Source organism: Cryobacterium sp. TMT1-3 (assembly GCF_004402315.1).
GTDB lineage: Bacteria > Actinomycetota > Actinomycetes > Actinomycetales > Microbacteriaceae > Cryobacterium > Cryobacterium luteum.
This window is the reverse complement of record NZ_SOFW01000006.1, coordinates 76,090-99,979: the sequence shown is the minus strand read 5'-3', so window position 1 is coordinate 99,979 and position 23,890 is coordinate 76,090. Positions and strand designations below refer to the sequence as shown.

Genomic DNA, 23,890 nt, shown 5'->3' with positions numbered 1-23,890 from the left:
CAGAACGGGCATCGATGTCACTCCAGACGTTAGCGGAGTGGCTTCGGTGCCCGAATTGTTTTCTCCCCCTGCATCCCAGCGGCCACCTTTTGTTGACGTGTGAGCGCGGGCATTCTTACGACGTCAATAAGCGGGGTTTTGTCAACCTGCTCACCGGCCCGCGCAAATTCATCGGCGACAGTGCGGCCATGCTTGACGCCCGCGATCGTTTTCTTGCTGCCGGATGGTACGAGCCGCTCCGCGATGCCATTTGCTCTCGAGCCGCCGGTGAATTACCCCGGCGCATCCTCGATGTCGGTTGCGGAACCGGATACTACCTGGGCGCAGCGTTGCCCTCAGGAGACGACGTGCGGGCTCTGGGAATGGACCTCTCCCCCGTCGCCGTCGGGCGCACCATCCGCTCGCACGATCGCGTTGACGGGCTGGTAGCCGATGTCTGGTCGCCTCTCCCCCTGCGAGATGGCACCGCGGACATCATTCTCAACGTTTTCGCGCCACGGAACGCCGCCGAGTTCCATCGGGCGCTTCGACACGACGGGCTGCTGCTGGTCGTCGTACCGCAGCCTTCCCACCTACGGCAACTGCGTGAGTCAGGTCTGGCCGTTCAGATGCAAGCCGATAAAGCCGTTCACCTGACTACGAGCCTCGCTGCCTGGTTCAGTTTGGAATCGCACGACCAGCTCGCCCGGACGGTGCGCTTGTCGGTGACCGAGGTGGCATCTCTAGTCGGCATGGGACCGTCCGCGCATCACATTGACAGCGCAGCCGAAGCTGACCCCGTCACTCCTGATCGGGAGGTCACCGTGGCCTTTGACATTTTCGGGTTTCGACGTCGCTGAGCTGGCGCTGGCTTTGCCCGGAATGTGCACTGACCAGGGCCAGGATCCCAGTTAAACGACGATACCGACCTCCCGGTAGGGAGATCGGTATCGTGGCGTGGGAACGCTTAGCGGGCGAACAGGCCCCGGTAGTACTCGTAGACCCATCCCGTGAGGGCGACCAGGCCGAGTCCCAGACCGATGAAACCAATCCAGATTCCCACGGCCAGACCCAGGAAGACCAGGGCCGTCGAGGCCGCGAGGAAGATCGGCCACCAGCTCCACGGACTGAAGAAGCCCAGTTCGGGGTCGCCGTCATCAATGTTGCCATCAAGACGGTCCTCGGGCAGTTCCCCGCCCTGAGCTCCCCGAACCTTGTCGAGGTAGAACGCGATGAAGGCCACGAGCAGCGTCGACAGCGCGAGCATGAACGTGCCGGCCCACTCGATCTCTCCGTGCTCCGGGTCGAGCAGGTTCCAGGCAACGTAGACAACCGTCACAATTCCGAAGAAGGCGGTGAGGACCCAGAGGATGTTGACGTTGGTCTTCATTTACTTAACCTGATTCGAGTCGATGTCGTAAACCGCAACGTCGGGCGCATCCTTGCCCGGGCCGATGCCGACGGGCAGGCCGGCTTCGGGGTGGTTCAGGTCGAAGGCAGGACGCTCGGAGCGGATTCGCGGAATGGAAGTGAAGTTGTGACGCGGCGGCGGGCAGGACGTGGCCCACTCGAGCGAGGAACCATAGCCCCACGGGTCGTTCACGGTCACCAGAGGAGCCTTGCGAGCCGTTATGTACACGTTCAGGAAGAACGGAATCATCGACACGGCGAGGATCATGGCACCGATGGTGGACACCTGGTTCATCCAGGTAAAGCCATCCTCGGGTGAATACGTCGCGTAGCGACGCGGCATGCCCATGACTCCGAGCCAGTGCTGGATCAGGAAGGTGGTGTGGAAGCCGATGAACAGAAGCCAGAAGTGCCACTTGCCGAGGCTCTCGTTGAGCATCTTGCCGGTCCACTTGGGCCACCAGAAGTAGAATCCGCTGAACATCGCGAAGACGACGGTGCCGAAGATGACGTAGTGGAAGTGCGCGACGACGAAGTAGGTGTCTGACACGTGGAAGTCGAGCGGCGGCGAGGCGAGGATGACTCCGGTCAAGCCACCGAAGGTAAAGGTGACGAGGAAGCCAATGGCCCAGATCATGGGAGTTTCAAAGGTGATGGAGCCTCGCCACATGGTGCCGATCCAGTTGAAGATCTTCACCCCAGTGGGGACTGCGATCAACATGGTCATGAGGGAGAAAAACGGCAGCAGTACGGAGCCGGTGACGTACATGTGGTGAGCCCAGACCGAGATCGACAGCGCCGCGATAGAGATGGTCGCGTAGATCAGGGTCTTGTAGCCGAACATCGGCTTGCGGCTGAAGACCGGGAACACCTCGGAAACGATTCCGAAGAACGGCAGCGCGATGATGTACACCTCGGGGTGGCCGAAGAACCAGAACAGGTGTTGCCACAGGATGGCACCACCGTTGGCCGGATCGTAGATGTGCGAACCGAAGATGCGGTCGGAAGCTGCGGCGAGCATGGCGGCCGCCAGTACCGGGAAGACCATGAGCGCGAGCAACGACGTAATCAGCGAGTTCCAGGTAAAGACCGGCATGCGCCACATCGTCATGCCGGGGGCGCGCATTGTGATGATCGTGGTGATGAAGTTCACGGAGCCGAGGATGGTACCGAAGCCGGAGAGTCCGAGGCCCACCATCCACAGGTTGCCGCCAACACCGGGCGAGAACGTTGTGCTGGCCAGCGGCTGGTAGGCGAACCAGCCGAAGGAGGCCGCACCCTGCGGGGTGATGAATCCCGCGACAGCGATGAGGCTGCCGAAGTTGAAGAACCAGTAGGCGAGGGCGTTCAGCCGCGGGAACGCAACGTCGGGGGCGCCGATCTGCAGCGGAACCAGGAAGTTGGCGAAGCCGAAAAAGAGCGGCGTGGCAAACATCAGGAGCATGATCGTGCCGTGCATCGTGAAGAGCTGGTTGTACTGCTCCTTGGTCTGCACCACATCGAGACCCGGAGCGAACAGCTGGGCACGAATGATCAGCGCCATGACGCCGCCGATGCAAAAGTAGATGAAGGAGGTGATCAGGTACATATACCCGATGACCTTGTGGTCGGTGGAAGTAATCCACCGGACGAGGACGTTGCCCTTGTGTTCCGCGGACGTGGAGACCGGTGCGGCCGGACGTGACGGGGCGGGTGCGATGGTCGTGGTCATGGCTTAGTTGCCCTCCGGAGCCGTCGGGGCACTCGTGCCCGGCTGATTCTGATTACGGTCGAATTCGTTGTCGAGCTGGCCGACGTTACCCGCGGTGCGCAGAGACTGGATGTACGTATCATAGTCGGCCTGGGAGACAACCTTGACGTTGAAGAGCATAAGGGAGTGGTACTCACCGCAGAGCTCGGCACACTTACCCGCGTAAGTTCCGATGCGCTCGGGCGTGACCGACATGTAGTTGGTCTTGCCCGGGATGACGTCTTTCTTGTACAGGAAGTCGATGACCCAGAACGAGTGGATGACATCGCGTGATTCTAAGGCGATCTCAACGGTCTGGTCGACCGGAAGCACAAGCACGGGAAGTTCCGACTCGATCAGGGAGCCACGCTCCCCGTCAGGATCGAGCTGACCCTGGATGCCGGGAGAGTAGACATTTTCGTCGACGTAGTTGAAGTCCCAGGCCCACTGCTTGGCCTGCACTTCAATCGTCACGTCAGGGTTGTCGTAACGCGATTCGATGGCGATCTGGTCCCGCACTGTGAAGGCGAAGAAGCCAACGACGAGAATGAGCGGCACGACCGTGTAGAAGATCTCGATCGGCATGTTGTACCGCAGCTGGACCGGAAGGCCCGTCTGACCTTTGCGGCGCCGATACACGACGATCGTCCAGATGATCAGACCCCAGGTGATGAGGCCGACGATGAGGAGCACGATCCACGAGGTGGTCCAGAGACCGGCAATGCGGTCGGTCTGATTGGTCACCGCCGTTTCGCCCTCTTCTTCAAAGCCGGGCAGGTAGCCATGGAGCTGGGCTTGCGTGCATCCGGCCAGTACAACGGCGAGCGTCGCGGCGAGCGGAATAGCAGCCCAACGAAGGCGGTGGTTATTGCGCACCGGGGACCTTTCGGGAGATTCGAGGACACTTCTCAGGAAGCGTTTTGATCGATTCCTAGCCTACTCCGCGAGAGCAGGCACGAAGTGCACTCCTGGTCGGGTCGCACTGCATTTATGCTCTTGGCGGCCGTGGGGCGGGCAATTTCGGGCGCGTAGAGCGCATTTTGGGCAAAAAAACAGGGACACCATCGAAGTGATGATGTCCCTGAAGAGTGTTTATCCGACACCCATGCTGCTACGAATCTGCGCTAGTGGAAGGAATCTCCACACGCGCAACTGCCGCCAGCGTTCGGGTTGTCAATGGTGAAGCCCTGCTTCTCAATGGTGTCCTCAAAGTTGATCGAGGCGCCATCGAGGTAGGGAACGCTCATTTTATCGACGACGACCTCGACTCCGTCGTAGTCGACGAGGGCGTCGCCCTCGAGGACGCGTTCATCGAAGTACAGCTGATAGATCAGGCCGGAGCAGCCACCAGGCTGCACTGCGACGCGCAGACGGAGGTCTTCACGACCCTCCTGGGTTAGCAGGCTGCGGACCTTGAGCGCGGCGGCCTCCGTGAGTCCGACGCCATGGGCAGCGGCCGGGGCGGGTGCGGTGTCAGCAGTGCTGACGGTTTCGGTCATGGTGTCGGTCATGCTTCTCCTCGGTTCACGCAGTCACGCACGGTTGCGATCTCACTGAATTGCGATTTATGAATTCTACCTGCGACAACCAGAAAGTCGACGCGGGCATTCCCACGCTTTCATATTTTCTTGGGCGCAGGCTGTTGACCGGGTTCGGTGTCGGTCTGATGGTCGACGCGCTCATTCAGGCTGCCGAGCAGGAAGGCTTCGCTCAGGATGGCGCGTTTGAAAACGCCAAGGTGGAGGGATTCGTTTGGACTGTGCGCCCGGGAATCCGGATCCTCCACTCCGGTGACCAGAATCTGAGCGGTCGGAAAGACACGCACCAGGTCGGCGATGAACGGAATGGATCCGCCGACCCCGATGTCGATCGGCGGTACACCCCAGGCAGCGGTCATCGCGGATCGAGCCTCGGTGACTGCCCAACCGCTGGTGTCGACGAGAAACGGCTCCCCCGTGTCCGCATCGTCGATTTCGACAATCGCGCCGAACGGGACGTTCTTGCGCAAATGCGCCTCGATCGCCACGGCGGCCTCGACCGCCGATTGCCCAGGGGCGATGCGGGTGCTGATGCGAACGCTGACCGACGGGGTGAGCGTATTGGACGCGTTGTCGACGGTGGGGGCGTCAATTCCGGTGATGGTCAGGGCAGGCTGCGACCAGATCCGGCTGAGGATGGAGCCATGACCGATCGGTGTGACGCCGGGCAACAGGCCGGTCTCCGCGCGCAACTGCGCTTCGGAATAGTCGGGGGTGGGCACATCAATGCTGGTGAGGCCGGCCACGGCCACCGAGCCGTCCTCGTGATAGAGCGTGGCGAGCAGCCTGATGGTGGCGAGCATAGCGTCGGGCACCGCTCCCCCGAACATGCCGGAGTGCGAGGCGTGTGCCAGTGTGCGCACCGTTAATCGCAGGGTGACGTTGCCGCGCAGAGCGGTCGTGATGGCCGGTGTGTTGATGTCCCAGTTGTTTGAATCAGCAACGACAATCACGTCACCGCGCAGGGATTCACGATTTTCGTCGAGAAAAGTCGCGAAGGAGCGGCTTCCAAACTCCTCCTCCCCCTCGATGAACAGGGCGATACCCAGATCAAAATCGGCGCCCACTGCCGCGACCAGAGCGCGAATGGAGGCGACGTGCGCTATGACACCGGCCTTATCGTCGGCAGCGCCGCGCCCGTAGAGACGGTCGCCGCGCACCGTCGGTGTGAATGGGTCAGACTCCCAATCCTGATCGTGGCCGGGAGGCTGTACGTCGTGGTGGGCGTAGAGCAGCACCGTGGGGCGGCCGTTTCGAGCGGGGCGGGAGGCCAGGATTGCCGGTTGGCCCAGTTCGGTGCCCCCCGGAATGCCGGCCTGCACGATGTCGACTGATTCGAACACGTTGAGGCGGCGCACGAGCGAGGCGACGGCGGCGGCGCTGGCGGCGACCTCGGAACGATCGAACGTCGCCCACGACACCGAGGGGATGCGCACCAAAGCACAAAGATCGGCGATCGCGGTCGGGAGCCCCCGTTCGACCGCCGTTCGGAGGGCCTCGCGCGCCCCCGGATCGACCGCCGGCTTCAGCGTTGAGGCGTTGGGACGTGAATTTGTCTGTGGGTTACCAGTCATACGGGTAATCTTAAGGCACCCAATTGCAAGGATTTGATGTGGCCAAGCCTCCCGTAAACCCCGACGCCCAGCCGTCGATTGAAAGTTCCGACGAGACCGCAGCACGCCTCGGGCTCACGCACAACACGGGTAAGGGTCAGGCGACCCCCACCCGTAGGAAGCAGGAAGCAGCGAACAAGCGTCCGCTGGTTCCCGACGACCGCAAGCTTGCCGCCAAGCAGGCGCGCGCCAAGTCCACGGCTGCGCGCGATGTGGCCAGGGCCGGTATGGCCGCCGGCGTCGACAAGTACCTGCCGCTGCGGGAACGCGGCCTGCAGAAGCGGTATGCCCGCGACTACGTCGACGCACGGTTCAACGTCGGCGAGCTGATGATTCCGATCATGTTCCTGGTCATCCTGCTCACCACGATCCCCAGCGTTGATGTGTATGCCATCTTTGCGCTCTGGGCCTTCTTCATCCTCGCGGTCATCGACTGCGTTGTGCTCGGTTTCATCCTCACCAAGAAGATCGAGGCTAAGTTTGGCAAGGACAACGCCGAGCGGGTGCGCTGGTATTCGGCCATGCGCGCGCTGCAGCTGCGGCCGATGCGTCTGCCCAAGCCGCAGGTCAAGCGCCGCCAGTACCCGGTCTGATGTCAGAGCCGGAGTCCGCCGTGCTGGTTGTGCGGCGGGCTATCTGGAGAAGGCGCCCGCGCGGATCAAAGGCACTCGCACTTCCTCATCGGTGAGGGAGCCGTGCTGCCCGATCATGCCGCGGGCTTTCTGATTCGCGGGTCGAGAATCGTAGTAGGCGATGGATTTGCGGGCGGCGATGACGACGTCGCCAATGCGAGGGAGCACCTCGTCGGCCACCCGGCCGTAGAGGCCGGCGGCGACCGCTTCGGCACGGGTGTAGATCCAGGCGCGGTCTCCCTGGGACTCTCGCCAGGCATCCGCCAGTGTGTCGGCGGCGCTCGAAGCAGAGCCCGCAGTCTGCTGCGGCTCCAGGTAGAGCTGCACGCAGCGAGGGTCCCCCGCGACGTGGCGCACACCGGAAATGAGCGCGGGTTCCGTGTCGAACAGGACGTGCCGGGTGCTCGGCACGTCGATCACACCGTGATCCGCGGTGAGCAGCAAGCCTTCGTCCGAGCGCAGGGTCGAGGCGAAGCGGCTCACTTCGGAGTCGAGGGTTTCGAGCTGAGCCAGCCAGCGGTCTGATTGCCAGCCGTGCGCGTGCGCGGCGACGTCGAGTTCGGCGACATAGAGGTAGATCAGTGCCGTCGGGTTTTCCGAGAGGATGCTGCGCGCCGCAGCGAAGCGGTCGGCCACCGTGTCGGCAGCAACGTATCGTGCGCCGCGGAGCACGGCCTGGGTGAAGCCGGACGCCACGAACCGTTTCGGGCCGATGGCGAAGCTCGGCACGCTCTCGTCGGCCGCCCGTTCGAAGACGGTGCGCTCTCGCTGCCAGGTGGCCGGCCGCATGTCGCCGTCCCAGCCGGTGAGCTGGTTCACGACGCGGTCGCGGGCGCCATCGAGCACCTGGTAGCCGACCAGGCCGTGCTGGCCCGGTTCCACTCCGGTGGTCAGGGTAGCGATTCCGGCGGCGGTCGTTGCCGGGAAGACCCCGTCGATGATGCTGGACTTGTTCAGGCGGGACGACAGAAACCGGGCGTGCCCGGACCGCGCCCGGATCGAGCTGGCGCCGAGACCGTCGGCCAGAATGACCACGGCTTTGCGGACCGTGGGAAGCCCCAGCGGATTCTGCCGGGCGCAGACGGCTTCGAGGGAACTGGTGAGAACATCGGCAAGGCGCAGAGCACTGAATTGGCGGGCCGGTAGCATGGTGGGCATCGGGTCTCATTCTTTCACAGGGAGCAACCCGAGCCCTCCAGCGCTCGAAGGCGCCCCCGATGTAGTGCAGCCCGACCGGTTCGACCGGTTCTCGCTGCACGCCCGAAGCAGAAGTCACAATGAGCCGCTCAGATAGCACCCCACCCGCCGCCGGCAGCACCGAACGCATCGAAGACGTCGACGTCACGGTCGAGATGCAGGGGTCCTTCCTCGAGTACGCCTACTCCGTGATCTACTCCCGGGCACTGCCCGATGCGCGGGACGGCCTGAAGCCCGTCCAGCGGCGCATCCTCTACCAGATGAGCGAAATGGGGCTGCGCCCTGACCGGGGGCACGTGAAAAGCGCCCGGGTCGTCGGTGAGGTGATGGGTAAGCTGCACCCGCACGGTGATACGGCCATCTATGACGCCCTCGTGCGCATGGCCCAGTCGTTCTCACTGCGGGTGCCGCTCATTGACGGGCACGGTAACTTCGGCTCCCTCGACGACGGGCCGGCGGCTCCCCGCTACACCGAGGCGCGCCTGGCCGCCCCGGCACTCGCCATGACCGAGAACCTCGACGAAGATGTCGTGGATTTCGTACCCAACTATGACAACCAACTCACCCAGCCCGACGTGCTGCCGGCCGCCTACCCCAACCTGCTGGTCAACGGCACGAGCGGCATCGCCGTCGGCATGGCGACGAACATGGCGCCCCACAACCTGATCGAGGTGGTCGGAGCTGCCCGGCACCTGTTGGCGCACCCCAACGCCACCCTCGACGATGTGATGGAGTTCGTGCCGGGGCCGGACCTGCCCACCGGCGGCACCATCGTTGGCCTGGCCGGCATCAAGGATGCCTACGGCACCGGGCGCGGCAGCTTCAAGACCCGTGCCCGCGTGTCGGTCGAGTCGATTAGCGCTCGCAAGACCGGGCTCGTCGTGACCGAACTCCCCTACCTGGTCGGTCCGGAAAAGGTGATCGAGAAGATCAAGGACGGCGTTAACTCCAAGAAGCTCAGCGGCATCTCGGACGTCACCGACCTCACCGACCGTACCAAGGGACTGCGCCTGGTCATTGGCATCAAGACCGGTTTCAGCCCTGATGCCGTGCTCGAACAGCTCTACCGCTATACCCCGCTCGAGGATTCGTTCAACATCAATGCCGTCGCTCTCGTCAACGGTGCCCCGCAAACCCTCGGCCTGCTCGAACTGCTGCACGTCTACGTCAACCACCGCATCGAGGTCGTCACCCGGCGCTCGGCCTATCGGCTGGCTCGGCGCAAGGAGCGCCTGCACCTCGTTCTCGGTCTGCTTGTCGCGATTCTTGACATTGACGAGGTTATCCAGGTTATCCGGGGCAGTGACGACACCGAGCAGGCCCGGGCCAAACTCATCGACGTGTTCGACCTGAGTCAGATTCAGGCCGAGTATATTCTCGAACTTCGGCTGCGACGCCTCACCAAGTTCTCGCGCATCGAGCTGGAAGCTGAGCGCGACCAGTTGCTCGCGGAGATCGCGAAACTGGAGAAGCTCCTGTCGTCCAAGCCCGCCATCCGCACGCTGGTGTCGGAGGAACTGGGCGCGGTGGCGGAGAAGTTCGGAACTCCGCGGCGCACGGTGCTCACCGAGGCGAAACCGAGTATCGCCGGCCTGTCTGCGGCCGCTGCCAAACGACAGGCCGCGGTGCTCGAGGTGCAGGACATTCCTACCCGGGTCTTCCTGAGCGTGACCGGGCGCATCGCCCGCGTCGATCTGGTCGCGGTCGACGACGCCGTACCGCCTCGGATCCAGCCTCCGCAGCGGCGCAGCAAGCACGATGCCGTGCGCTCAACGCTCGACACGACGAGTCGTACCGAGGTGGGCGCGGTGACCAACCGTGGCCGGCTCATCCGCTTCTCCCCCGTCGACCTGCCGGTGATGCCGCCGACGTCGATTCAGCTGGCCGCCGGTGTGCGCATCAGCGAGTACCTGGCCTTGCCCGATAAGACGGAACGCGTGCTCGCGATCGTCTCGCTGGACTCCGATCAAGCCATCGCCCTCGGCACCCGACAGGGCGTCGTCAAGCGCGTCACACCCGGCGACTGGGCCAACAAGCCGGGCTTCGAGATCATCGCGCTCAAGCCCAAAGACGAAGTGGTCGGTGCGGTGCAGGGTGCCGAGGACGACGACCTGGTCTTTATCAGTTCGGACGCTCAGCTGCTGCGCTTCACCGCTCTCGGCGTACGGCCGCAGGGCCGAGCCGCGGGCGGCATGGCCGGCATCAAGCTGACTCCCGGCGAAACGGTCGTGTTCTTCACGAGTTTGTCTACGGACGACCTAACCACGGCGGTCGTGGCCACGGTGGCCGCGAGTAGCCAGACCTTACCCGGAACGGATCCCGGCAGCGCCAAACAGAGCGAGTTCTCCGAATACCCGGCCAAGGGCCGTGCGACCGGCGGCGTGCGCGCCCAGCGATTCCTGAAGGGAGAGGATACCCTCGCGGTGGCCTGGGCCGGCCGAGCGCCCGCCCGAGCCGTCGGACCGGACGGCACCCCGCGCGCCTTGCCGGAGTCCGGCTCCCGTCGAGACGCCTCCGGGGTCATGCTCGACGCCATCATCGGAGCCATCGGCACCGAGATCTAGCACCGTCTGGTGTGGCCGCCGCTCGACACCACCCCGAGGTGTTGCCAATTCAGGAAAAACGCCCCGTTGCCGCTCCCTGAGCCGGAAAACATGGGCCGGTATTCTCGGCGACCGGGAGGATTTCCTGAATCAGCCCCCGCAGCGGTCCCGGCTAGACGTCGATGCGGTCCCGGGACAGCGTGTCGGAGCTGTCGATGATGAATTCCTTGCGTGGGGCCACATCGTTACCCATCAAGAGTTCGAACACCTTTCCAGCTGACTCAGCGTCGTCGACACGTACCCGCCGCAGCGTGCGGTGGGCGCGTTCCATGGTCGTGGTCGCGAGCTGGTCGGCATCCATTTCACCGAGACCCTTGTAACGCTGGATCGGGTCCTGGTAGCGGCGGTTCTTCTTCTCGAGCGCGCTGAGCACCGCGTGGAGTTCGGTTTCCGAGTAGGTGTAGATGGTCTCGTTGGGCTTCGAGCCCGGATTCATGACGACGACCCGGTGCAGCGGCGGAACGGCGGCGAAGACTCGGCCCTCGGTGATCATCGGTCGCATGTAGCGGAAGAACAGCGTGAGGAGCAGGGTGCGGATGTGGGCGCCGTCGACATCGGCGTCGCTCATGATGATGACCTTGCCGTAGCGGGCCGCCGACAGGTCGAAGCTGCGGCCGGAGCCGGCTCCGATCACTTGGATGATCGAAGCGCACTCGGTGTTGGAAAGCATGTCTGAAACGGATGCCTTCTGCACGTTCAAAATCTTGCCACGGATGGGCAGCAGCGCCTGGTGCTCGCTGTCTCGAGCGAGCTTGGCGGTGCCGAGAGCCGAGTCGCCCTCGACGATGAAAAGCTCACTCGTGGACACATCGTTGCTGCGGCAATCGACCAGCTTCGCCGGCAGGGACGAACTTTCCAGGGCATTCTTGCGACGCTGGGTCTCCTTGTGGGCCCGAGCGGAGATGCGCGATTTCATCTCGGCGACGATCTTATCGAGCAGCAGCGCCGACTGCGTCTTGTCGTCGCGCCTCGGTGAGGCGTACCGCACGGCCATGGCCGTGGCCACGACGTTCGCAACGATCGCGCGCACCGCCGGAGTGCCGAGCACCTCCTTGGTCTGCCCCTCGAACTGCGGTTCGGGCAGGCGCACGGTGAGCACGGCGGTGAGCCCCGCCATGACGTCGTCCTTGTCGAGCTTGTCACTGCCGACCTTTAGCCGGCGAGCGTTGAGTTCCACCTGCCCACGCAGGAACTTCAGCAGTCCCGCGTCGAATCCGGCCTGATGGGTGCCGCCCTTGGGGGTGGCGATGATGTTGACGAAGCTCTGCACGATCGTGTCGTAGCCGGTGCCCCAGCGCAGGGCGATATCAACCTGGCAGTCACGCACGAGTTCGGTCGGCACCATGGCACCCTTGTCGGTGAGCACCGGGACGGTTTCGCTGAAGGTGCCGCTGCCGGTCAGTCGCCAGGTATCGGTGATCGGGGCATCCGTTGCGAGGTGTTCGACAAACTCGGAGATGCCGCCGTCGAACTGGAACAGGCTGGTGACCGACTCCTCGGTGCGCCGGTCTGCCACCTCGATGGCGAGGCCGGGTACGAGGAAGGCCGTCTGGCGGGCTCGATTGAGCACCTCGTCGGTCTGGAATGAGGCGCCCTTGGTGAAGATCTGGCGATCAGCCCAGTAGCGGATGCGGGTGCCGGTGACGCCGCGTTTGACCTTGCCGATCACCCGAAGTTCGCTCTGGTTCTCGAACGGAGTGAACGGCGCGTCGGGGCTTTTCTCGCCCGAATCGGCGAAGAGACCCGGTTCCCCGCGATGGAAGGACATGGCCCAGGTCTTGCCGTCACGATCGACCTCGACGTCGAGGCGCTCGGACAGGGCGTTGACGACGGATGCTCCCACCCCGTGCAGCCCGCCCGACGCGGCGTAGGACCCGCTGCCGAACTTTCCCCCGGCGTGTAGCTTGGTGAAAACCACCTCGACGCCGGTCAGGCCGGTCTTGGGCTCGATGTCGACCGGGATCCCCCGAGCTGTGTCGCGAACTTCGACGCTCTGGTCCGGGTGCAGCTCAATCTGGATGCTCGCACCGTGCCCGCCCAGGGCCTCATCGACGGAGTTGTCGATGATCTCCCAGAGGCAGTGCATGAGACCACGCGAGTCGGTGGATCCGATGTACATGCCGGGGCGTTTGCGCACTGCCTCCAGTCCCTCGAGGACTGACAGGTGGCGGGCGGAATAGTCGGAGCTCACAACCACCAAGAATACCGGCCCTGACCGGTGGTCTGTCGCGCCGGCCCGGCCGGTCACGGGCCGCCACTCGACAGGACACGTCTACGCGGTAAGCGAAATACCGGCCGTTCATCTCGTCATTGCTGCCTTGGCGTGTTTACATTAGTGAAGAGGGTTCATGCAATTCAGTCTGGAGGAGGAGAATATGTCCCAGATCGCCACCGAAAATGGTGCAACAGACCACCAGAGCGCCCCCCACCAGCTCACCGCAGCCGACCGCTGCGACGCTTGCGGTGCCCAGGCTTACATTCGCGTGGTCGTGAAGAACAGCGAACTGCTGTTCTGCGCCCACCACGGCCGCAAGCACCAGGAGAAGCTCGCGAGCATCGCCGAAAGCTGGCACGACGAGTCGAGCAGATTGCTCGAAGACCAACGCTCCTGATCAGTGCTCTTCACTCCGTCGGGAGTTAGTGCGCAAAAATGCCGCGCAGTCGGCTGGTATCCTCCAGCCACCTGCGCGGCATTTCCTTGCCCACTCGCCCGCGTTCGGCTATTCGGCGCTCTGGCCCAACCGAACAGCAGCGTTATTGCGTGCGGACTGGGCGATCGCATCGACGCTGGCGGCCAGGAAGCCACGTGAATACGCGAGCCCATGGCGATTGAACGCTGCCAGCAGCAGGTGGTCGGCGAGGCCAGGGTTGCGCGCCAGCACCGGACCATGCAGGTGGGTGCAGAACACCTCCCCCATGGTCAGCCCTTCGATCCGGGGACCGGTTGCCGCATCGCCGTTTCCCGTGCCGTAGACGACTCGTCCGAGCGGACTGGCTTCGGCCCCGACATAGTCACGGGCGTGGTTCTCGAACCCGATCAGCCGTCCGTACTTCGAGGCGACGATAATGTCATCGGTGGCTCGGATCGAGCGCGGTACAGCGTGGCCGGCCACGAGCCCGAGGCCCTCCAGCACGCTGCCGTCGGCCAGGTCGATGCCCCAGCTCAGCAATTCCCAACCGGTACCAACGGCCAGGATGGGAACACCGGAGTTCGACCAGACGCGAAGTTCCTCGACCAGGGCACGGAGGCCATCTCGGGCCGGCAGGAGCGCAGCATCCGTTCCCGACCCGATCGACACAGCGTCGATCTGTTCGGGCAGATCGGAGCGCGAGTGCACGTCGACGACCCGTGCGTCGTGGCCACTCCAGCGCATGCGCTGGGCGAGCACCCGGGCGTTCCCGGCATCACCGTTGGTGTCGAGCAGGCGGGGCAGCAGCGAGACGACCGTGAACGGTCGCCCCAGGGAGGTGGCGGTCATTCCGGATCCTCAGCGTTGGAGACGAGGCCGAGGTGGGCGCGGGTGCGGCGCATGCCGTCGGCAGAGAAGATGATGGTTTTCACCCCGAAGACGGGATCGGGCAGGGCCAGGAACGCGTCGAGGGCCGTCGGCACGTCCGGTTCGATGCGGTCCACGACAACGTCGTCGTAGGCGAGCTGCAGGGCGATGTCGTGAGCCTTCAGGCCCGACGCAATGAGCACATGACCCAGACCCGAGGTGTCTACCGGCCAGAAGTACGACGGATCCCGAACATCGGATCCGATGATCATCAGAATCTGCTCGGTGCCGGCCTCGAGGCTGTCAACGTTGAGTTGAAAGCTGGACGGGTTTTGAACGAGCACGAACTCAACGGTTTTGCCGCGAACGGTGACGACCTCACCGCGACCGAAAACTGCCGGCATGGCCGACAGTGCCGCACAGGCCAAGGCGGGATCGAAGCGTTCGCCGAGGGTGGCCTGGGCCGTGCTCAACGCCGTCAGCGCATCGACGGCGTAGTGGATGCCGCGCGCCGGCAGACGGATGTGGCGCCCGCCCGTCGGGAATAGCACATCGGCGTCACGACCGACCACGCGGGTCAGCTGCAGGCCGGTGCCGGCTGGCAGCCGATTCACAGCGGTGTCGGCATACCCGAGCCCGCGGGGATACTGGCCAAGCACCGCGGCGGTGACGCCGTAGCGGGCGACCTGCACGGTGGCGTCAAGGTGGGAACCGAGATCGGCGAGGTATCGGTCGTCGGCGTTGAGCACAACCGTCTCTGTGGCGCGCGCGGAAATTTTGGCGAGCAGGGCGGCGACCATCTCGGAGTCGTGAAACCGGTCGATCTGGTCGACCATCACGTTGGTGAGGGCGACGACGCGCGGCGTCAACGATGCGGCGATCAACGCCCCGTGGCCTTCATCCATCTCAAGTACGGCAACGTCGCCGGCGATCTGCCCGGAGAGGGTGACCCGCTCCAGAAGAGCGCTGGTCAGGCCCTGGCTGATGTTCGCCGTCGACTGGTTGGTGAAGACGGTCAGGCCGTGGGCACGCAAAACGGCGACGAGCATTTTCGTCGTCGTCGACTTGCCGCTGGAACCCGTGACGATCACAAGCCCGAGCGGGAAACCATTGAGGGTCGACGCGAGAAAGCCGGGCGCGATGCGATTGACGATGACGCCGGGTATGGCCGAGCCGCCGCCCGGTTTGCGCCACCGAGCAAGCACCCGAACCACCCGACCGATGAGAATCGCGGGAGCGTGCCGAAAGGAACTCACGAACGGCACGTCACAACCCGGGCGAACCCTGTCACTGTCACGTTTACTCGAGGTAGTCGCGCAGGGACTGCGACCGGGACGGGTGGCGCAGCTTGGCCATCGTCTTGGACTCGATCTGGCGGATCCGCTCACGGGTGACACCGAAGGTGTCGCCGATCTGGTCGAGGGTCTTCGGCATTCCGTCGCCGAGGCCGAAGCGCATGCGGATCACGCCGGCTTCACGCTCCGAGAGTGAGTCGAGCAGGCTTTCGAGCTGCTTCTGCAGCATGGTGAAACCAACGGCATCTGCCGGCACGACAGCTTCGGTGTCTTCGATGAGGTCACCGAATTCACTGTCGCCGTCTTCGCCGAGCGGGGTGTGCAGCGAAATGGGTTCCCGACCATATTTCTGCACCTCGACGACCTTCTCCGGCGTCATATCGAGTTCGCGGCTCAGTTCTTCGGGCGTGGGTTCGCGACCGAGGTCCTGCAGCATCTGGCGCTGCACGCGGGCGAGCTTGTTGATGACTTCGACCATGTGCACGGGGATGCGAATGGTGCGGGCCTGGTCGGCCATGGCGCGGGTGATCGCCTGGCGAATCCACCAGGTGGCGTACGTGCTGAACTTGAAGCCCTTGGTGTAGTCGAACTTCTCGACGGCACGAATGAGCCCGAGGTTACCCTCCTGAATCAAGTCAAGGAATTGCATGCCACGGCCGGTGTAACGCTTGGCGAGTGACACGACGAGGCGCAGGTTCGCGCCGAGGAGGTGACTCTTGGCCCTGGCACCGTCTTTGGCGACCCACTGCAGCTCACGGCCGAGAGAATTCTTTTTCTCGACCTCGGTCATCTCCGACAACTTGTCTTCGGCGAACAGGCCGGCCTCGATGCGCATCGCCAGTTCGACCTCTTCGGCCGCGTTCAGCAGGGCGACCTTACCGATCTGCTTGAGGTAATCCTTGACCGGGTCGGCCGTGGCGCCGGTGATGGCGCTGGAGTAAACCGGTACCTCGTCGTCGTCATCGACGAGCGAAAGTACGAGGGCCCCGCTGGGAAGCGGTTCCGTCGACGCCGTGCGCTTGGTGCTGTCGTCGTCCGAGTCGTCTTCGTCAGGTTCGGAACCGCCGTCCACGTCGGCATCATCGTCTTTCTTGACGACCTTCGCCTTGGTGACACGCTTCTTGGGAGCGGGCTTCTCGGCGGCAGCTGTGGACTTCTTCGTCGCGGCAGCCTCAGCGGCAGCGGCCTTGGCGGCAGCCGCCTTGGTGACGGTCTTCTTGACCGTCGGTACTACGGGAGTCGTGACAGACTCCTCGGTCACCTCGGTCACCTCGGTCTTGACGGTGGTTACCATTCGAATACCTCTCATGCGGAGTAGTACCTGCTTCTGGGAGCCGCAAAAGGAGCCAGAAGCGTTTTTGGGCAGAACTTGGACCCATGTCAAGTCCCGGGATGCCCACACCGATACGAAATCAGTGTGCCCCGGACCAGAACGGGTCCTAGAAAATATTATTGCACGGTTTGTGTGGACGACAAGCCACGGCGCGTACTACGATCATCAGTTACGCCGTTTCCACGCGCGTGATAGTGCAACCCAGATCGGGGCGACTTCTATTCCCTCATCACGGGAGAGTTGGCGCCGCGTTCTCCGTCGGGCGTGGATCAGAAACCCGACGCCGATTCCGACGATGATGTACTGCACCGAAAAGGCCACCCGGAACGCGTCGAGCGTGTACAGGTCGCTCGACGCTCCCCCGGCGACGCGCCAGCCGTTCTGCAGGTCGAGGAGCAGCCCGACCAGATACATCATGACGAAACTCGCGGTGAAGCCGCCCACGTTGACGACGCCGTTGGCCGAGCCCAGACTCCGTTGCGGGTTGAAGGTGCGTGCGAAGTCGAAACCGATGAGAGACCCGGGACCGCCGATGCCGAGCACCACCAACAACACCACGATTGTCCATAAGGGCGGAACCCCTGGCCAGAGCAGCACGATCGCCCAAGCGATTCCGATAACCGTCACGATGCCCAGCACGATGTTGCTCCGACGCAGCGGGTGGCGTGCCGTCAGCAGGCCAAGGATCGGGCCGAACACGAGACCGGCACCGACCAGCACGGTCAGCATTCCGGCGGCGAATGCCGGTTCGTAGCCGAGCCCGAAGACCATGAACGGATAGCCCCAGAGCAGACTGAACACGGTACCGGAAGACTGCGTTACATAGTGCGACCAGAATCCGAGTTGGGTGCCCGGGCGCCGAAAACTGTGCCGCAACTGAGTCAGAGCGATGCCCAGGCTATTGGCGCGCACGTGCTCGGTGATATCCCGGGGGCGGTCTCGCACGAAAATGATGACCACGATCAGGGCGATGACAGCCACGGAGGCCGCAGACAGAAAAGCGGGCTCCCAGCCGCTTGTGTGCAGCAGCCAGGCCAGAGGAACCGCAGAGAGAACCTGACCGAGTTGGCCGATATTGCCCATCCACTGCGACAAGAGCGGAACGATGCGTCCGCTGAACCATGAACTGATCAGGCGGATCATCGAGATGAAGATGGTGGCGTCGCCCGCGCCGACGAGAATGCGGCCGATGACTGCGACGCTGATATCCGGCGCAAGGGCCAGGGTGATCTGGCCGGTCACCATGAGCGCCGTGCCGGTGATCATGAGCACCCGGGGTCCGTACCGGTCGATCAACACGCCGACCGGAATCTGCGCGGCGGCGTAGACGATGAGTTGAACGACGGCCAGGCTCGACAGGATGGCAGCTGAACCGCCGAACCGGTCCGTGGCGGCCACCCCGGCGATCCCCATCGAGGTGCGCTGCAGAACGGCCGACAGGTACGCGAACGACCCGACGATAAATATCAGGGTAGATCGACGAGAGTTCATTCGATCAAACCTATCGCGTTCCTCCCGCCGGTCGGGTCAGGCCGTGGTCTGCACCGGACTCCGATTGCGTTCAGCTGGCGGGCCCGTCGTCACGGCTGCGGCGCAATGCCAGGAAATTCTCGAGTTCCGCGGCGATTTCGTCAGCCGACGGCAGTTCACCGTCTTCATCGGTGAGGGGAGAGCGCAGCGGGCTGCCCTCCATATAGGCGTCGTAGCGTTGTTCGAGGGTGCCGACGAGTTTGGCCAGTTCGGGGTTGCTCTGCACCTGATCATCGATGCGCGCGACGAACTCGCGATTGGCTTCCCGCAGGCGATCGGTCGGAAAGATCAACCCGGTGGACGCGCTCGTGCTTTCGAGGGCGCTCAATGCTGCCGCGGGAAACTCGGTGTCGCCCAGGTAGTGCGGAATGAGCAGCACGTATCCGACCGTCGACGACCCCCGCTCCTGCAGCCGATATTCCAGCAGGTGAAGCACATTGGCCGCCACCTGGGTGTGCGGCCGCCAGACCGAACGGTTCTCGATGAGATCGGATCGGTTGCCGCTGACGGTCACCCCGACCGGACGGGTGTGCGGCACCGGCATGGGAATCGCGTGCACCCAGGTCGTCGAGGCGACGGTGAAGCGGTCGATGAGCTGCAGCATGGCTGCGGTGAACTGCTCCCAGCGGAAGTCGGGCTCGAAGCCGGTCAGGAACAGGAACGGCTGCCCGATCTCGTCGCGGGCCAGGTACAGTCGCAGTGACGGCGGCTGATAGTTGGTGAGGTGATCCTGATCGAAGTAGATGATCGGGCGCCTGGCCCGATAGTCCAGCAGGGTGTCGGTGTCAAAGGACGCCACCACCGTGTGATCCAGTGTGGTCAGGAGGTAGTCGGTAAACTGCGCGACCGCACCGCCGGCATCCGCGAAGCCGGTCAGGCCCATGACCAGATGCAACCCTTGCGGGACGCCATCGGCGTCAACGGTGAGTTCGTAGAGCTCCTCGGGGTCTGACATTCCTTAACTCTAATCCGGAGGCTCCATCCGTGTTGTGTTTGCGGGCGTTCAGCATCGCGCCCAGAGCGAACAGCGATGAGCGACCCGGCTGGACCGGCGACGCCGACGGGCCACGGTTACCATCAAGATATGACTGTTCCGACACTGTCCCTGTCCACCGAGTCCGCAGGGGACTCCGCCGCCGACGTTCTCATCCTCGCTGCACTTCAAACGGATGATGGGGCGCGGCTGCTCGCCGACGTCACGCTCGGCGACGCCCTCATCGCGTCGGTGGCTGCGCAGCTCCCGCTGCTGAACGTGACCGGCGCTCGTGATGAGGTGGTGCGTCTGGTGGCCGCTGTCGGCACCCCGCGCGCCATCGCCATCGTCGGGCTCGGACGCCAGATCAGCACCGACACCCTCCGCCACGCGGCTGGTTCCGCCGTGCGCCAACTGATCGGTGCCGCTTCCGTTGCCTTCGCTCTTCCGCTGAACGACGCCGCGCAGGTGGAGGCCGTGCTCGAGGGCGCGGCCCTCGGTGGGTACTCCTACACGACCTACCGGCAGAGTTCGCTGGCCGACGCGAAGCTGCCGGCTCAGAGCGTCGTCGTGCACAGCACGACTCCGGCGGGATCCGCTGTCGACCGTGCCCGAGCCAGCGCCGAGGCGATCCGCCTGGTCAAGGACCTCGTGAACATGCCGCCGCTCGACCTCTACCCGGCGTCGCTCGCCGACCTGGCAGTCGAAGCTGCGCGCGACCTGCCGCTCGACGTGACCGTCTGGGACGAAGATCAGCTCGCCGCCGATGGGTTCGGCGGCATCGTCGGAGTCGGAGCCGGATCCACCCGACCGCCGCGACTGGTCAAGCTCAGCTACGCCCCGACCGGGGCCGCCAAGCACCTGGCCCTCGTCGGCAAGGGCATCACCTTCGACACCGGCGGGCTTTCGCTCAAGCCGCCGGCATCGATGGTCGGCATGAAATACGACATGACCGGTGCGGCCACGGTGCTCGCCGTGGTGGTCGCCGCTGCCCGGCTCCAGCTGCCGGTGCGGATCACCGCGTGGATGTGCATCGCCGAGAACATGCCGTCGGGCTCGGCTATTCGCCCTAATGACGTACTGCGCATGCGCGGAGGCCGCACCGTCGAAGTGCTCAACACGGACGCCGAGGGTCGCCTCGTGCTCGCCGACGGCCTCGTCGCCGCCGGCGAAGAACACCCCGACGCGATCGTCGATGTCGCCACCCTCACCGGAGCCCAGGTAGTCGCCCTCGGTAACCGGTATTTCGGCACGATGGGCGATGACGCCCTGGTGCAGCGGGTGCTCGCAGCCAGTGCCGCGGTCGGCGAATCGGCCTGGCCGATGCCGTTCCCGGATGAGTTACGCGCCACCCTGAATTCGGACGTCGCCGACATCGCGAATGCGAAGATCGGCAGCACCGCCGGCGGGATGCTCCTCGCCGGGGTTTTTTTGCGGGAGTTCATCGGAACGGATGCCGCCGGGCAGACGATTCCGTGGGCTCACCTCGACATCGCTGGGCCGGCTCAGAATTCCGGTGCCGGCTGGGGATTCACCGCAGCCGGACCGACCGGGGTGTCGGTTCGGGCGCTGCTTCGACTGGCCGAGGACTTTTCACGCCCGTAGTACAGTCGTAGGGGCAAGAAAAGCTTGTCAAACCACGCGGCCGATCAGCACAATCCGTCGGTCGTCGTGACAAAGCGTAATGCGCGAGGGAGTAGCTGAGTGTCGGAACAGAATTTTGACATTGTCGTTCTCGGTGGCGGAAGCGGTGGATACGCAGCAGCGCTGCGGGCCGTGCAGCTGGGATTCACCGTTGGCCTGATCGAGAAGGGCAAACTCGGCGGCACCTGCCTGCACGTCGGTTGCATCCCGACCAAGGCCCTCCTGCACTCGGCCGAGGTCGCCGACGTCAGCCGGGAAGCCGCCAAATACGGCGTCAAGACGGCGTTCGAGGGCATCGACATCGCTGCCGTCACCGCGTTCCGCGAGGGCATAGTAGCGAGCAAGTACAAGGGACTTCAGGGTCTGATCAAGGCTCGCGGGATCACCGTGATCACCGGTGAAGGCCACCTGGTCTCCCCCACCTCCGTTCAGGTCGGCGACGACCTGATCGTCGGCAAGAACGTGATCCTGGCCACGGGTTCCTACTCCCGCTCGCTGCCCGGCCTCGAGATCGGTGGCCGTGTCATCACGAGCGAGACCGCACTCGCCCTGGACTACGTTCCCAAGAAGGTCGCCGTCCTCGGCGGCGGCGTCATCGGCGTCGAGTTCGCCAGCGTCTGGAAGTCCTTCGGCGCCGACGTCACGATCATCGAAGCCCTGCCGCACCTCGTGCCCAATGAGGAAGAGTCGATCTCCAAGCAGCTCGAGCGCGCGTTCCGCAAGCGCGGTATCGAGTATTCCCTCGGCATCCGCTTTCAGAGTGTCACTCAGTCCGACTCCGGCGTCATCGTCACCCTGGAGAACGGGACGACCGTTGAGGCCGACCTACTGCTCGTTGCCGTTGGTCGCGGCCCGGTCACGGCCGGTCTCGGCTTCGACGAGGTCGGAGTCACCATGGACCGCGGGTTCGTCCTCACTGACGAGCGCCTCGCCACGAACATCCCCGGCGTCTACGCCGTTGGCGACATCGTCCCCGGACTGCAGCTCGCACACCGCGGTTTTCAGCAGGGCATTTTCGTCGCCGAGGAAATCGCCGGGCTGAACCCGATCATCGTCGAGGACGTGAACATCCCCAAGGTCACCTACTGTGACCCCGAGGTTGCATCCGTCGGGTACAGCGAAGCTAAGGCCGCCGACAAGTTCGGTGCCGACCAGATCTCCACCTACGAGTACAACCTCGGCGGAAACGGCAAGAGCTCGATTCTCGGCACGGCCGGTTCGGTCAAGCTGGTGCGGGTCAAGGACGGCCCCATCGTAGGTATCCACATGATCGGCGCCCGCGTCGGTGAGCTCATCGGCGAAGGCCAGCTCGTGGTGAACTGGGAGGCGTACCCGGAGGACATCGCTCCGTTCCTGCACGCCCACCCGACGCAGAACGAAGCGATGGGTGAGGCCTTCCTGGCTCTGGCCGGCAAACCGCTTCACGCGATGTAGGCGGAGCCCACCATTTTCATCCAATTTTCAGACAAGCAAACGGTTTTGAAGGAGACATACGCATGAGCGAATCCGTCAGCCTCCCGGCACTCGGAGAGAGTGTCACAGAGGGCACGGTCACCCGCTGGCTCAAGAACGTGGGCGACCGCGTGGAGGTCGACGAGCCGTTGCTCGAGGTATCGACCGACAAGGTGGACACGGAAATCCCGTCCCCGGTCGCCGGCATCATTGAAGCCATCCTGGTGCAGGAAGACGAGACCGTCGAGGTCGGCACCCCGCTCGTCACGATCGGCGACGGGTCCGGCGCTGCCGCACCCGCTGCCGAGGCGCCCGAGCCCGTCGCCGCTCCGGAGCCCGTCGCAGCCCCGGTTGCGGCCCCGGAGCCCGTCGCGGCCCCGGTTACATCCCCCGAGCCCGTCGCGGCTCCGATTGCTGCTCCCGCACCGGCGCCGGTTGCTGCAGCCCCGGCACCCGCGCCGGTCGCTGCTGCTGCGCCGGCTGTCGCTGCCCCGGCAACTCGTGGCTCCCACGCCGGCACCAGCGGTTACGTCACGCCGATCGTGCGCAAGCTCGCGAACGAAGCCGGCGTCGACCTGTCGACGATCAGCGGCACCGGAGTGGGCGGACGGATCCGCAAGGAAGACATCGTGCAGGCGGCCTCGGCTGTCGGCGCGGTCGCGGCCGCCCCCGTGGTCGAAGTGTCGCCGTTGCGCGGCACCACTCAGCCCATGTCCCGCCTGCGCAAGGTCGTCGCCGAGCGCGCCGTCATCTCGATGCAGTCATCCGCCCAGCTCACGACCGTGGTCGAGGTCGATGTCACCCGCGTCGCCATGCTGCGCGACCGGGTCAAGGGTGCATTCGCCGAGAAGACGGGCAACAAGCTCTCCTTCCTGCCGTTCTTCGCTCTCGCCGCCGCCGAGGCGCTTCGGGCCATCCCCATTGTGAACGCCACGATAGATGGCGACACGATTGTGTACCCGGCCTCGGAGAACATCAGCATCGCCGTCGACACCGAGCGTGGACTGCTGACCCCGGTTGTGCGCAACGCCGGCGAACTCGATCTGGCCGGTTTCGCCGCGCAGATCGCCGACCTCGCCGCTCGTACCAGGGACAACAAGCTCAAGCCCGATGAACTGAGTGGTGGAACGTTCACGCTGACCAACACCGGTTCGCGCGGTGCCCTGTTCGACACGCCCGTGGTGTTCCTGCCGCAGAGCGCCATTCTCGGCACCGGAATCGTCTACAAGAAGCCGCTCGTCGTCACCAACGACGGCCTCGACTCCATTGCAATCCGTTCCAGCGTGTACCTCGCGCTGTCGTACGACCACCGCATCATCGATGGAGCGGATGCTGCCCGCTTCCTCACCACGATGAAGGCACGGCTCGAAGCCGGTGCATTCGAGGGCAACCTCGGAATCTGACCAGCTCGAACTGCGTGAACGTTCGGCTCGCTACCTGAGTCGTTGAAAAACTCCGTGGGTGA

Annotated in this window: 19 protein-coding genes and 1 pseudogene; 8 read left to right on the top strand and 12 right to left on the bottom strand. The window is 64.3% G+C overall.

Annotated elements, in window-relative coordinates:
• Positions 1-14: 14 nt before the first annotated feature.
• A pseudogene (locus E3O25_RS17820) lies at positions 15-140 on the top strand (SAM-dependent methyltransferase); the annotation flags it as partial.
• Between the two features lie 48 nt (positions 141-188).
• Positions 189-839 (top strand): methyltransferase domain-containing protein, encoded by a 651-nt coding sequence (locus tag E3O25_RS01000; RefSeq protein WP_166805935.1) that lies wholly within the window; start codon positions 189-191, stop codon positions 837-839.
• Positions 840-946: 107 nt separating this feature from the next.
• Here the strand turns inward: E3O25_RS01000 and E3O25_RS00995 are convergent, their stop codons facing one another.
• The 5 genes from E3O25_RS00995 to E3O25_RS00975 all read right to left on the bottom strand — a co-directional run bounded on the left by E3O25_RS00995 (position 947) and on the right by E3O25_RS00975 (position 6,230).
• Positions 947-1,369 (bottom strand): cytochrome c oxidase subunit 4, encoded by a 423-nt coding sequence (locus E3O25_RS00995; RefSeq protein WP_092107985.1) that lies wholly within the window; start codon positions 1,367-1,369, stop codon positions 947-949.
• On the bottom strand, positions 1,370-3,100 hold the full coding sequence (gene ctaD / locus E3O25_RS00990; RefSeq protein WP_134360244.1) for a cytochrome c oxidase subunit I: 1,731 nt from the start codon (positions 3,098-3,100) through the stop codon (positions 1,370-1,372).
• Between the two features lie 3 nt (positions 3,101-3,103).
• The gene (gene coxB, locus E3O25_RS00985) at positions 3,104-3,994 is read right to left on the bottom strand and encodes a cytochrome c oxidase subunit II (RefSeq protein WP_092107989.1); all 891 of its coding nucleotides are present in this window, start codon (positions 3,992-3,994) and stop codon (positions 3,104-3,106) included.
• Between the two features lie 248 nt (positions 3,995-4,242).
• Positions 4,243-4,629: an iron-sulfur cluster assembly accessory protein gene (locus E3O25_RS00980; RefSeq protein ID WP_092107991.1), complete on the bottom strand. Its 387-nt coding sequence runs from the start codon at positions 4,627-4,629 to the stop codon at positions 4,243-4,245.
• 107 nt (positions 4,630-4,736) lie between these two features.
• Complete coding sequence (locus E3O25_RS00975) at positions 4,737-6,230, bottom strand: dipeptidase (RefSeq protein WP_134360243.1); 1,494 nt, start codon at positions 6,228-6,230, stop codon at positions 4,737-4,739.
• 38 nt (positions 6,231-6,268) lie between these two features.
• Between E3O25_RS00975 and E3O25_RS00970 the strand changes: the two genes are divergently transcribed.
• The gene (locus tag E3O25_RS00970) at positions 6,269-6,862 is read left to right on the top strand and encodes a DUF3043 domain-containing protein (RefSeq protein WP_092107995.1); all 594 of its coding nucleotides are present in this window, start codon (positions 6,269-6,271) and stop codon (positions 6,860-6,862) included.
• Positions 6,863-6,901: 39 nt separating this feature from the next.
• Here E3O25_RS00970 and E3O25_RS00965 read toward each other — a convergent pair whose 3' ends face one another.
• Entirely contained in the window at positions 6,902-8,059 is a 1,158-nt protein-coding gene (locus E3O25_RS00965) for an alkaline phosphatase family protein (protein WP_174721690.1), read from the bottom strand.
• A gap of 119 nt (positions 8,060-8,178) precedes the next feature.
• Here E3O25_RS00965 and E3O25_RS00960 point away from each other — a divergent pair, with 119 nt between their 5' ends.
• Positions 8,179-10,662: a DNA topoisomerase (ATP-hydrolyzing) subunit A gene (locus tag E3O25_RS00960; RefSeq protein ID WP_134360242.1), complete on the top strand. Its 2,484-nt coding sequence runs from the start codon at positions 8,179-8,181 to the stop codon at positions 10,660-10,662.
• Between the two features lie 151 nt (positions 10,663-10,813).
• Here the strand turns inward: E3O25_RS00960 and E3O25_RS00955 are convergent, their stop codons facing one another.
• Positions 10,814-12,892 (bottom strand): type IIA DNA topoisomerase subunit B, encoded by a 2,079-nt coding sequence (locus tag E3O25_RS00955; protein WP_092108184.1) that lies wholly within the window; start codon positions 12,890-12,892, stop codon positions 10,814-10,816.
• A gap of 184 nt (positions 12,893-13,076) precedes the next feature.
• On the opposite strand from E3O25_RS00955, the gene E3O25_RS00950 reads away from it, so the two are divergent.
• The gene (locus E3O25_RS00950) at positions 13,077-13,313 is read left to right on the top strand and encodes a hypothetical protein (RefSeq protein WP_092108186.1); all 237 of its coding nucleotides are present in this window, start codon (positions 13,077-13,079) and stop codon (positions 13,311-13,313) included.
• 108 nt (positions 13,314-13,421) lie between these two features.
• On the opposite strand, the gene E3O25_RS00945 is transcribed toward E3O25_RS00950, so the two are convergent.
• From E3O25_RS00945 to E3O25_RS00925, 5 genes are all read right to left on the bottom strand, one after another.
• A complete protein-coding gene (locus tag E3O25_RS00945; protein WP_134360241.1) occupies positions 13,422-14,180 on the bottom strand; it encodes a type 1 glutamine amidotransferase in 759 nt (252 codons plus the stop codon).
• Complete coding sequence (locus E3O25_RS00940) at positions 14,177-15,454, bottom strand: MurT ligase domain-containing protein (RefSeq protein ID WP_134360240.1); 1,278 nt, start codon at positions 15,452-15,454, stop codon at positions 14,177-14,179. The genes E3O25_RS00945 and E3O25_RS00940 overlap by 4 nt, the downstream gene beginning before the upstream one ends.
• A 43-nt stretch (positions 15,455-15,497) precedes the next feature.
• Positions 15,498-16,787, bottom strand: a complete 1,290-nt coding sequence (locus E3O25_RS00935; protein WP_134360239.1) for an RNA polymerase sigma factor — start codon at positions 16,785-16,787, stop codon at positions 15,498-15,500.
• A gap of 204 nt (positions 16,788-16,991) precedes the next feature.
• Positions 16,992-18,317: a nitrate/nitrite transporter gene (locus E3O25_RS00930; RefSeq protein WP_134360238.1), complete on the bottom strand. Its 1,326-nt coding sequence runs from the start codon at positions 18,315-18,317 to the stop codon at positions 16,992-16,994.
• 70 nt (positions 18,318-18,387) lie between these two features.
• Positions 18,388-19,311 (bottom strand): proteasome assembly chaperone family protein, encoded by a 924-nt coding sequence (locus E3O25_RS00925; protein ID WP_092108008.1) that lies wholly within the window; start codon positions 19,309-19,311, stop codon positions 18,388-18,390.
• 129 nt (positions 19,312-19,440) lie between these two features.
• On the opposite strand from E3O25_RS00925, the gene E3O25_RS00920 reads away from it, so the two are divergent.
• The 3 genes from E3O25_RS00920 to sucB all read left to right on the top strand — a co-directional run bounded on the left by E3O25_RS00920 (position 19,441) and on the right by sucB (position 23,828).
• Entirely contained in the window at positions 19,441-20,934 is a 1,494-nt protein-coding gene (locus E3O25_RS00920) for a leucyl aminopeptidase (protein WP_092108010.1), read from the top strand.
• Positions 20,935-21,033: 99 nt separating this feature from the next.
• Positions 21,034-22,407 carry a dihydrolipoyl dehydrogenase gene (gene lpdA, locus E3O25_RS00915; protein WP_092108012.1) on the top strand — a complete coding sequence of 458 codons (1,374 nt, stop codon included), beginning with the start codon at positions 21,034-21,036 and terminating at the stop codon, positions 22,405-22,407.
• A gap of 62 nt (positions 22,408-22,469) precedes the next feature.
• Positions 22,470-23,828 carry a 2-oxoglutarate dehydrogenase, E2 component, dihydrolipoamide succinyltransferase gene (sucB, locus tag E3O25_RS00910; protein WP_134360237.1) on the top strand — a complete coding sequence of 453 codons (1,359 nt, stop codon included), beginning with the start codon at positions 22,470-22,472 and terminating at the stop codon, positions 23,826-23,828.
• Positions 23,829-23,890 lie beyond the last annotated feature (62 nt).

Bases quoted from the DNA above. Each gene is read 5' to 3' on its own strand.
- E3O25_RS01000 (WP_166805935.1), top strand. From the start codon at position 189: ATGCTTGACGCCCGCGATCGTTTTCTTGCTGCCGGATGGTACGAGCCG.
- E3O25_RS00995 (WP_092107985.1), bottom strand. From the start codon at position 1,369: ATGAAGACCAACGTCAACATCCTCTGGGTCCTCACCGCCTTCTTCGGA.
- ctaD (WP_134360244.1), bottom strand. From the start codon at position 3,100: ATGACCACGACCATCGCACCCGCCCCGTCACGTCCGGCCGCACCGGTC.
- E3O25_RS00980 (WP_092107991.1), bottom strand. From the start codon at position 4,629: ATGACCGACACCATGACCGAAACCGTCAGCACTGCTGACACCGCACCC.
- E3O25_RS00975 (WP_134360243.1), bottom strand. From the start codon at position 6,230: ATGACTGGTAACCCACAGACAAATTCACGTCCCAACGCCTCAACGCTG.
- E3O25_RS00965 (WP_174721690.1), bottom strand. From the start codon at position 8,059: ATGCCCACCATGCTACCGGCCCGCCAATTCAGTGCTCTGCGCCTTGCC.
- E3O25_RS00960 (WP_134360242.1), top strand. From the start codon at position 8,179: ATGAGCCGCTCAGATAGCACCCCACCCGCCGCCGGCAGCACCGAACGC.
- E3O25_RS00950 (WP_092108186.1), top strand. From the start codon at position 13,077: ATGTCCCAGATCGCCACCGAAAATGGTGCAACAGACCACCAGAGCGCC.
- E3O25_RS00945 (WP_134360241.1), bottom strand. From the start codon at position 14,180: ATGACCGCCACCTCCCTGGGGCGACCGTTCACGGTCGTCTCGCTGCTG.
- E3O25_RS00935 (WP_134360239.1), bottom strand. From the start codon at position 16,787: ATGGTAACCACCGTCAAGACCGAGGTGACCGAGGTGACCGAGGAGTCT.
- E3O25_RS00930 (WP_134360238.1), bottom strand. From the start codon at position 18,317: ATGAACTCTCGTCGATCTACCCTGATATTTATCGTCGGGTCGTTCGCG.
- E3O25_RS00925 (WP_092108008.1), bottom strand. From the start codon at position 19,311: ATGTCAGACCCCGAGGAGCTCTACGAACTCACCGTTGACGCCGATGGC.
- E3O25_RS00920 (WP_092108010.1), top strand. From the start codon at position 19,441: ATGACTGTTCCGACACTGTCCCTGTCCACCGAGTCCGCAGGGGACTCC.
- sucB (WP_134360237.1), top strand. From the start codon at position 22,470: ATGAGCGAATCCGTCAGCCTCCCGGCACTCGGAGAGAGTGTCACAGAG.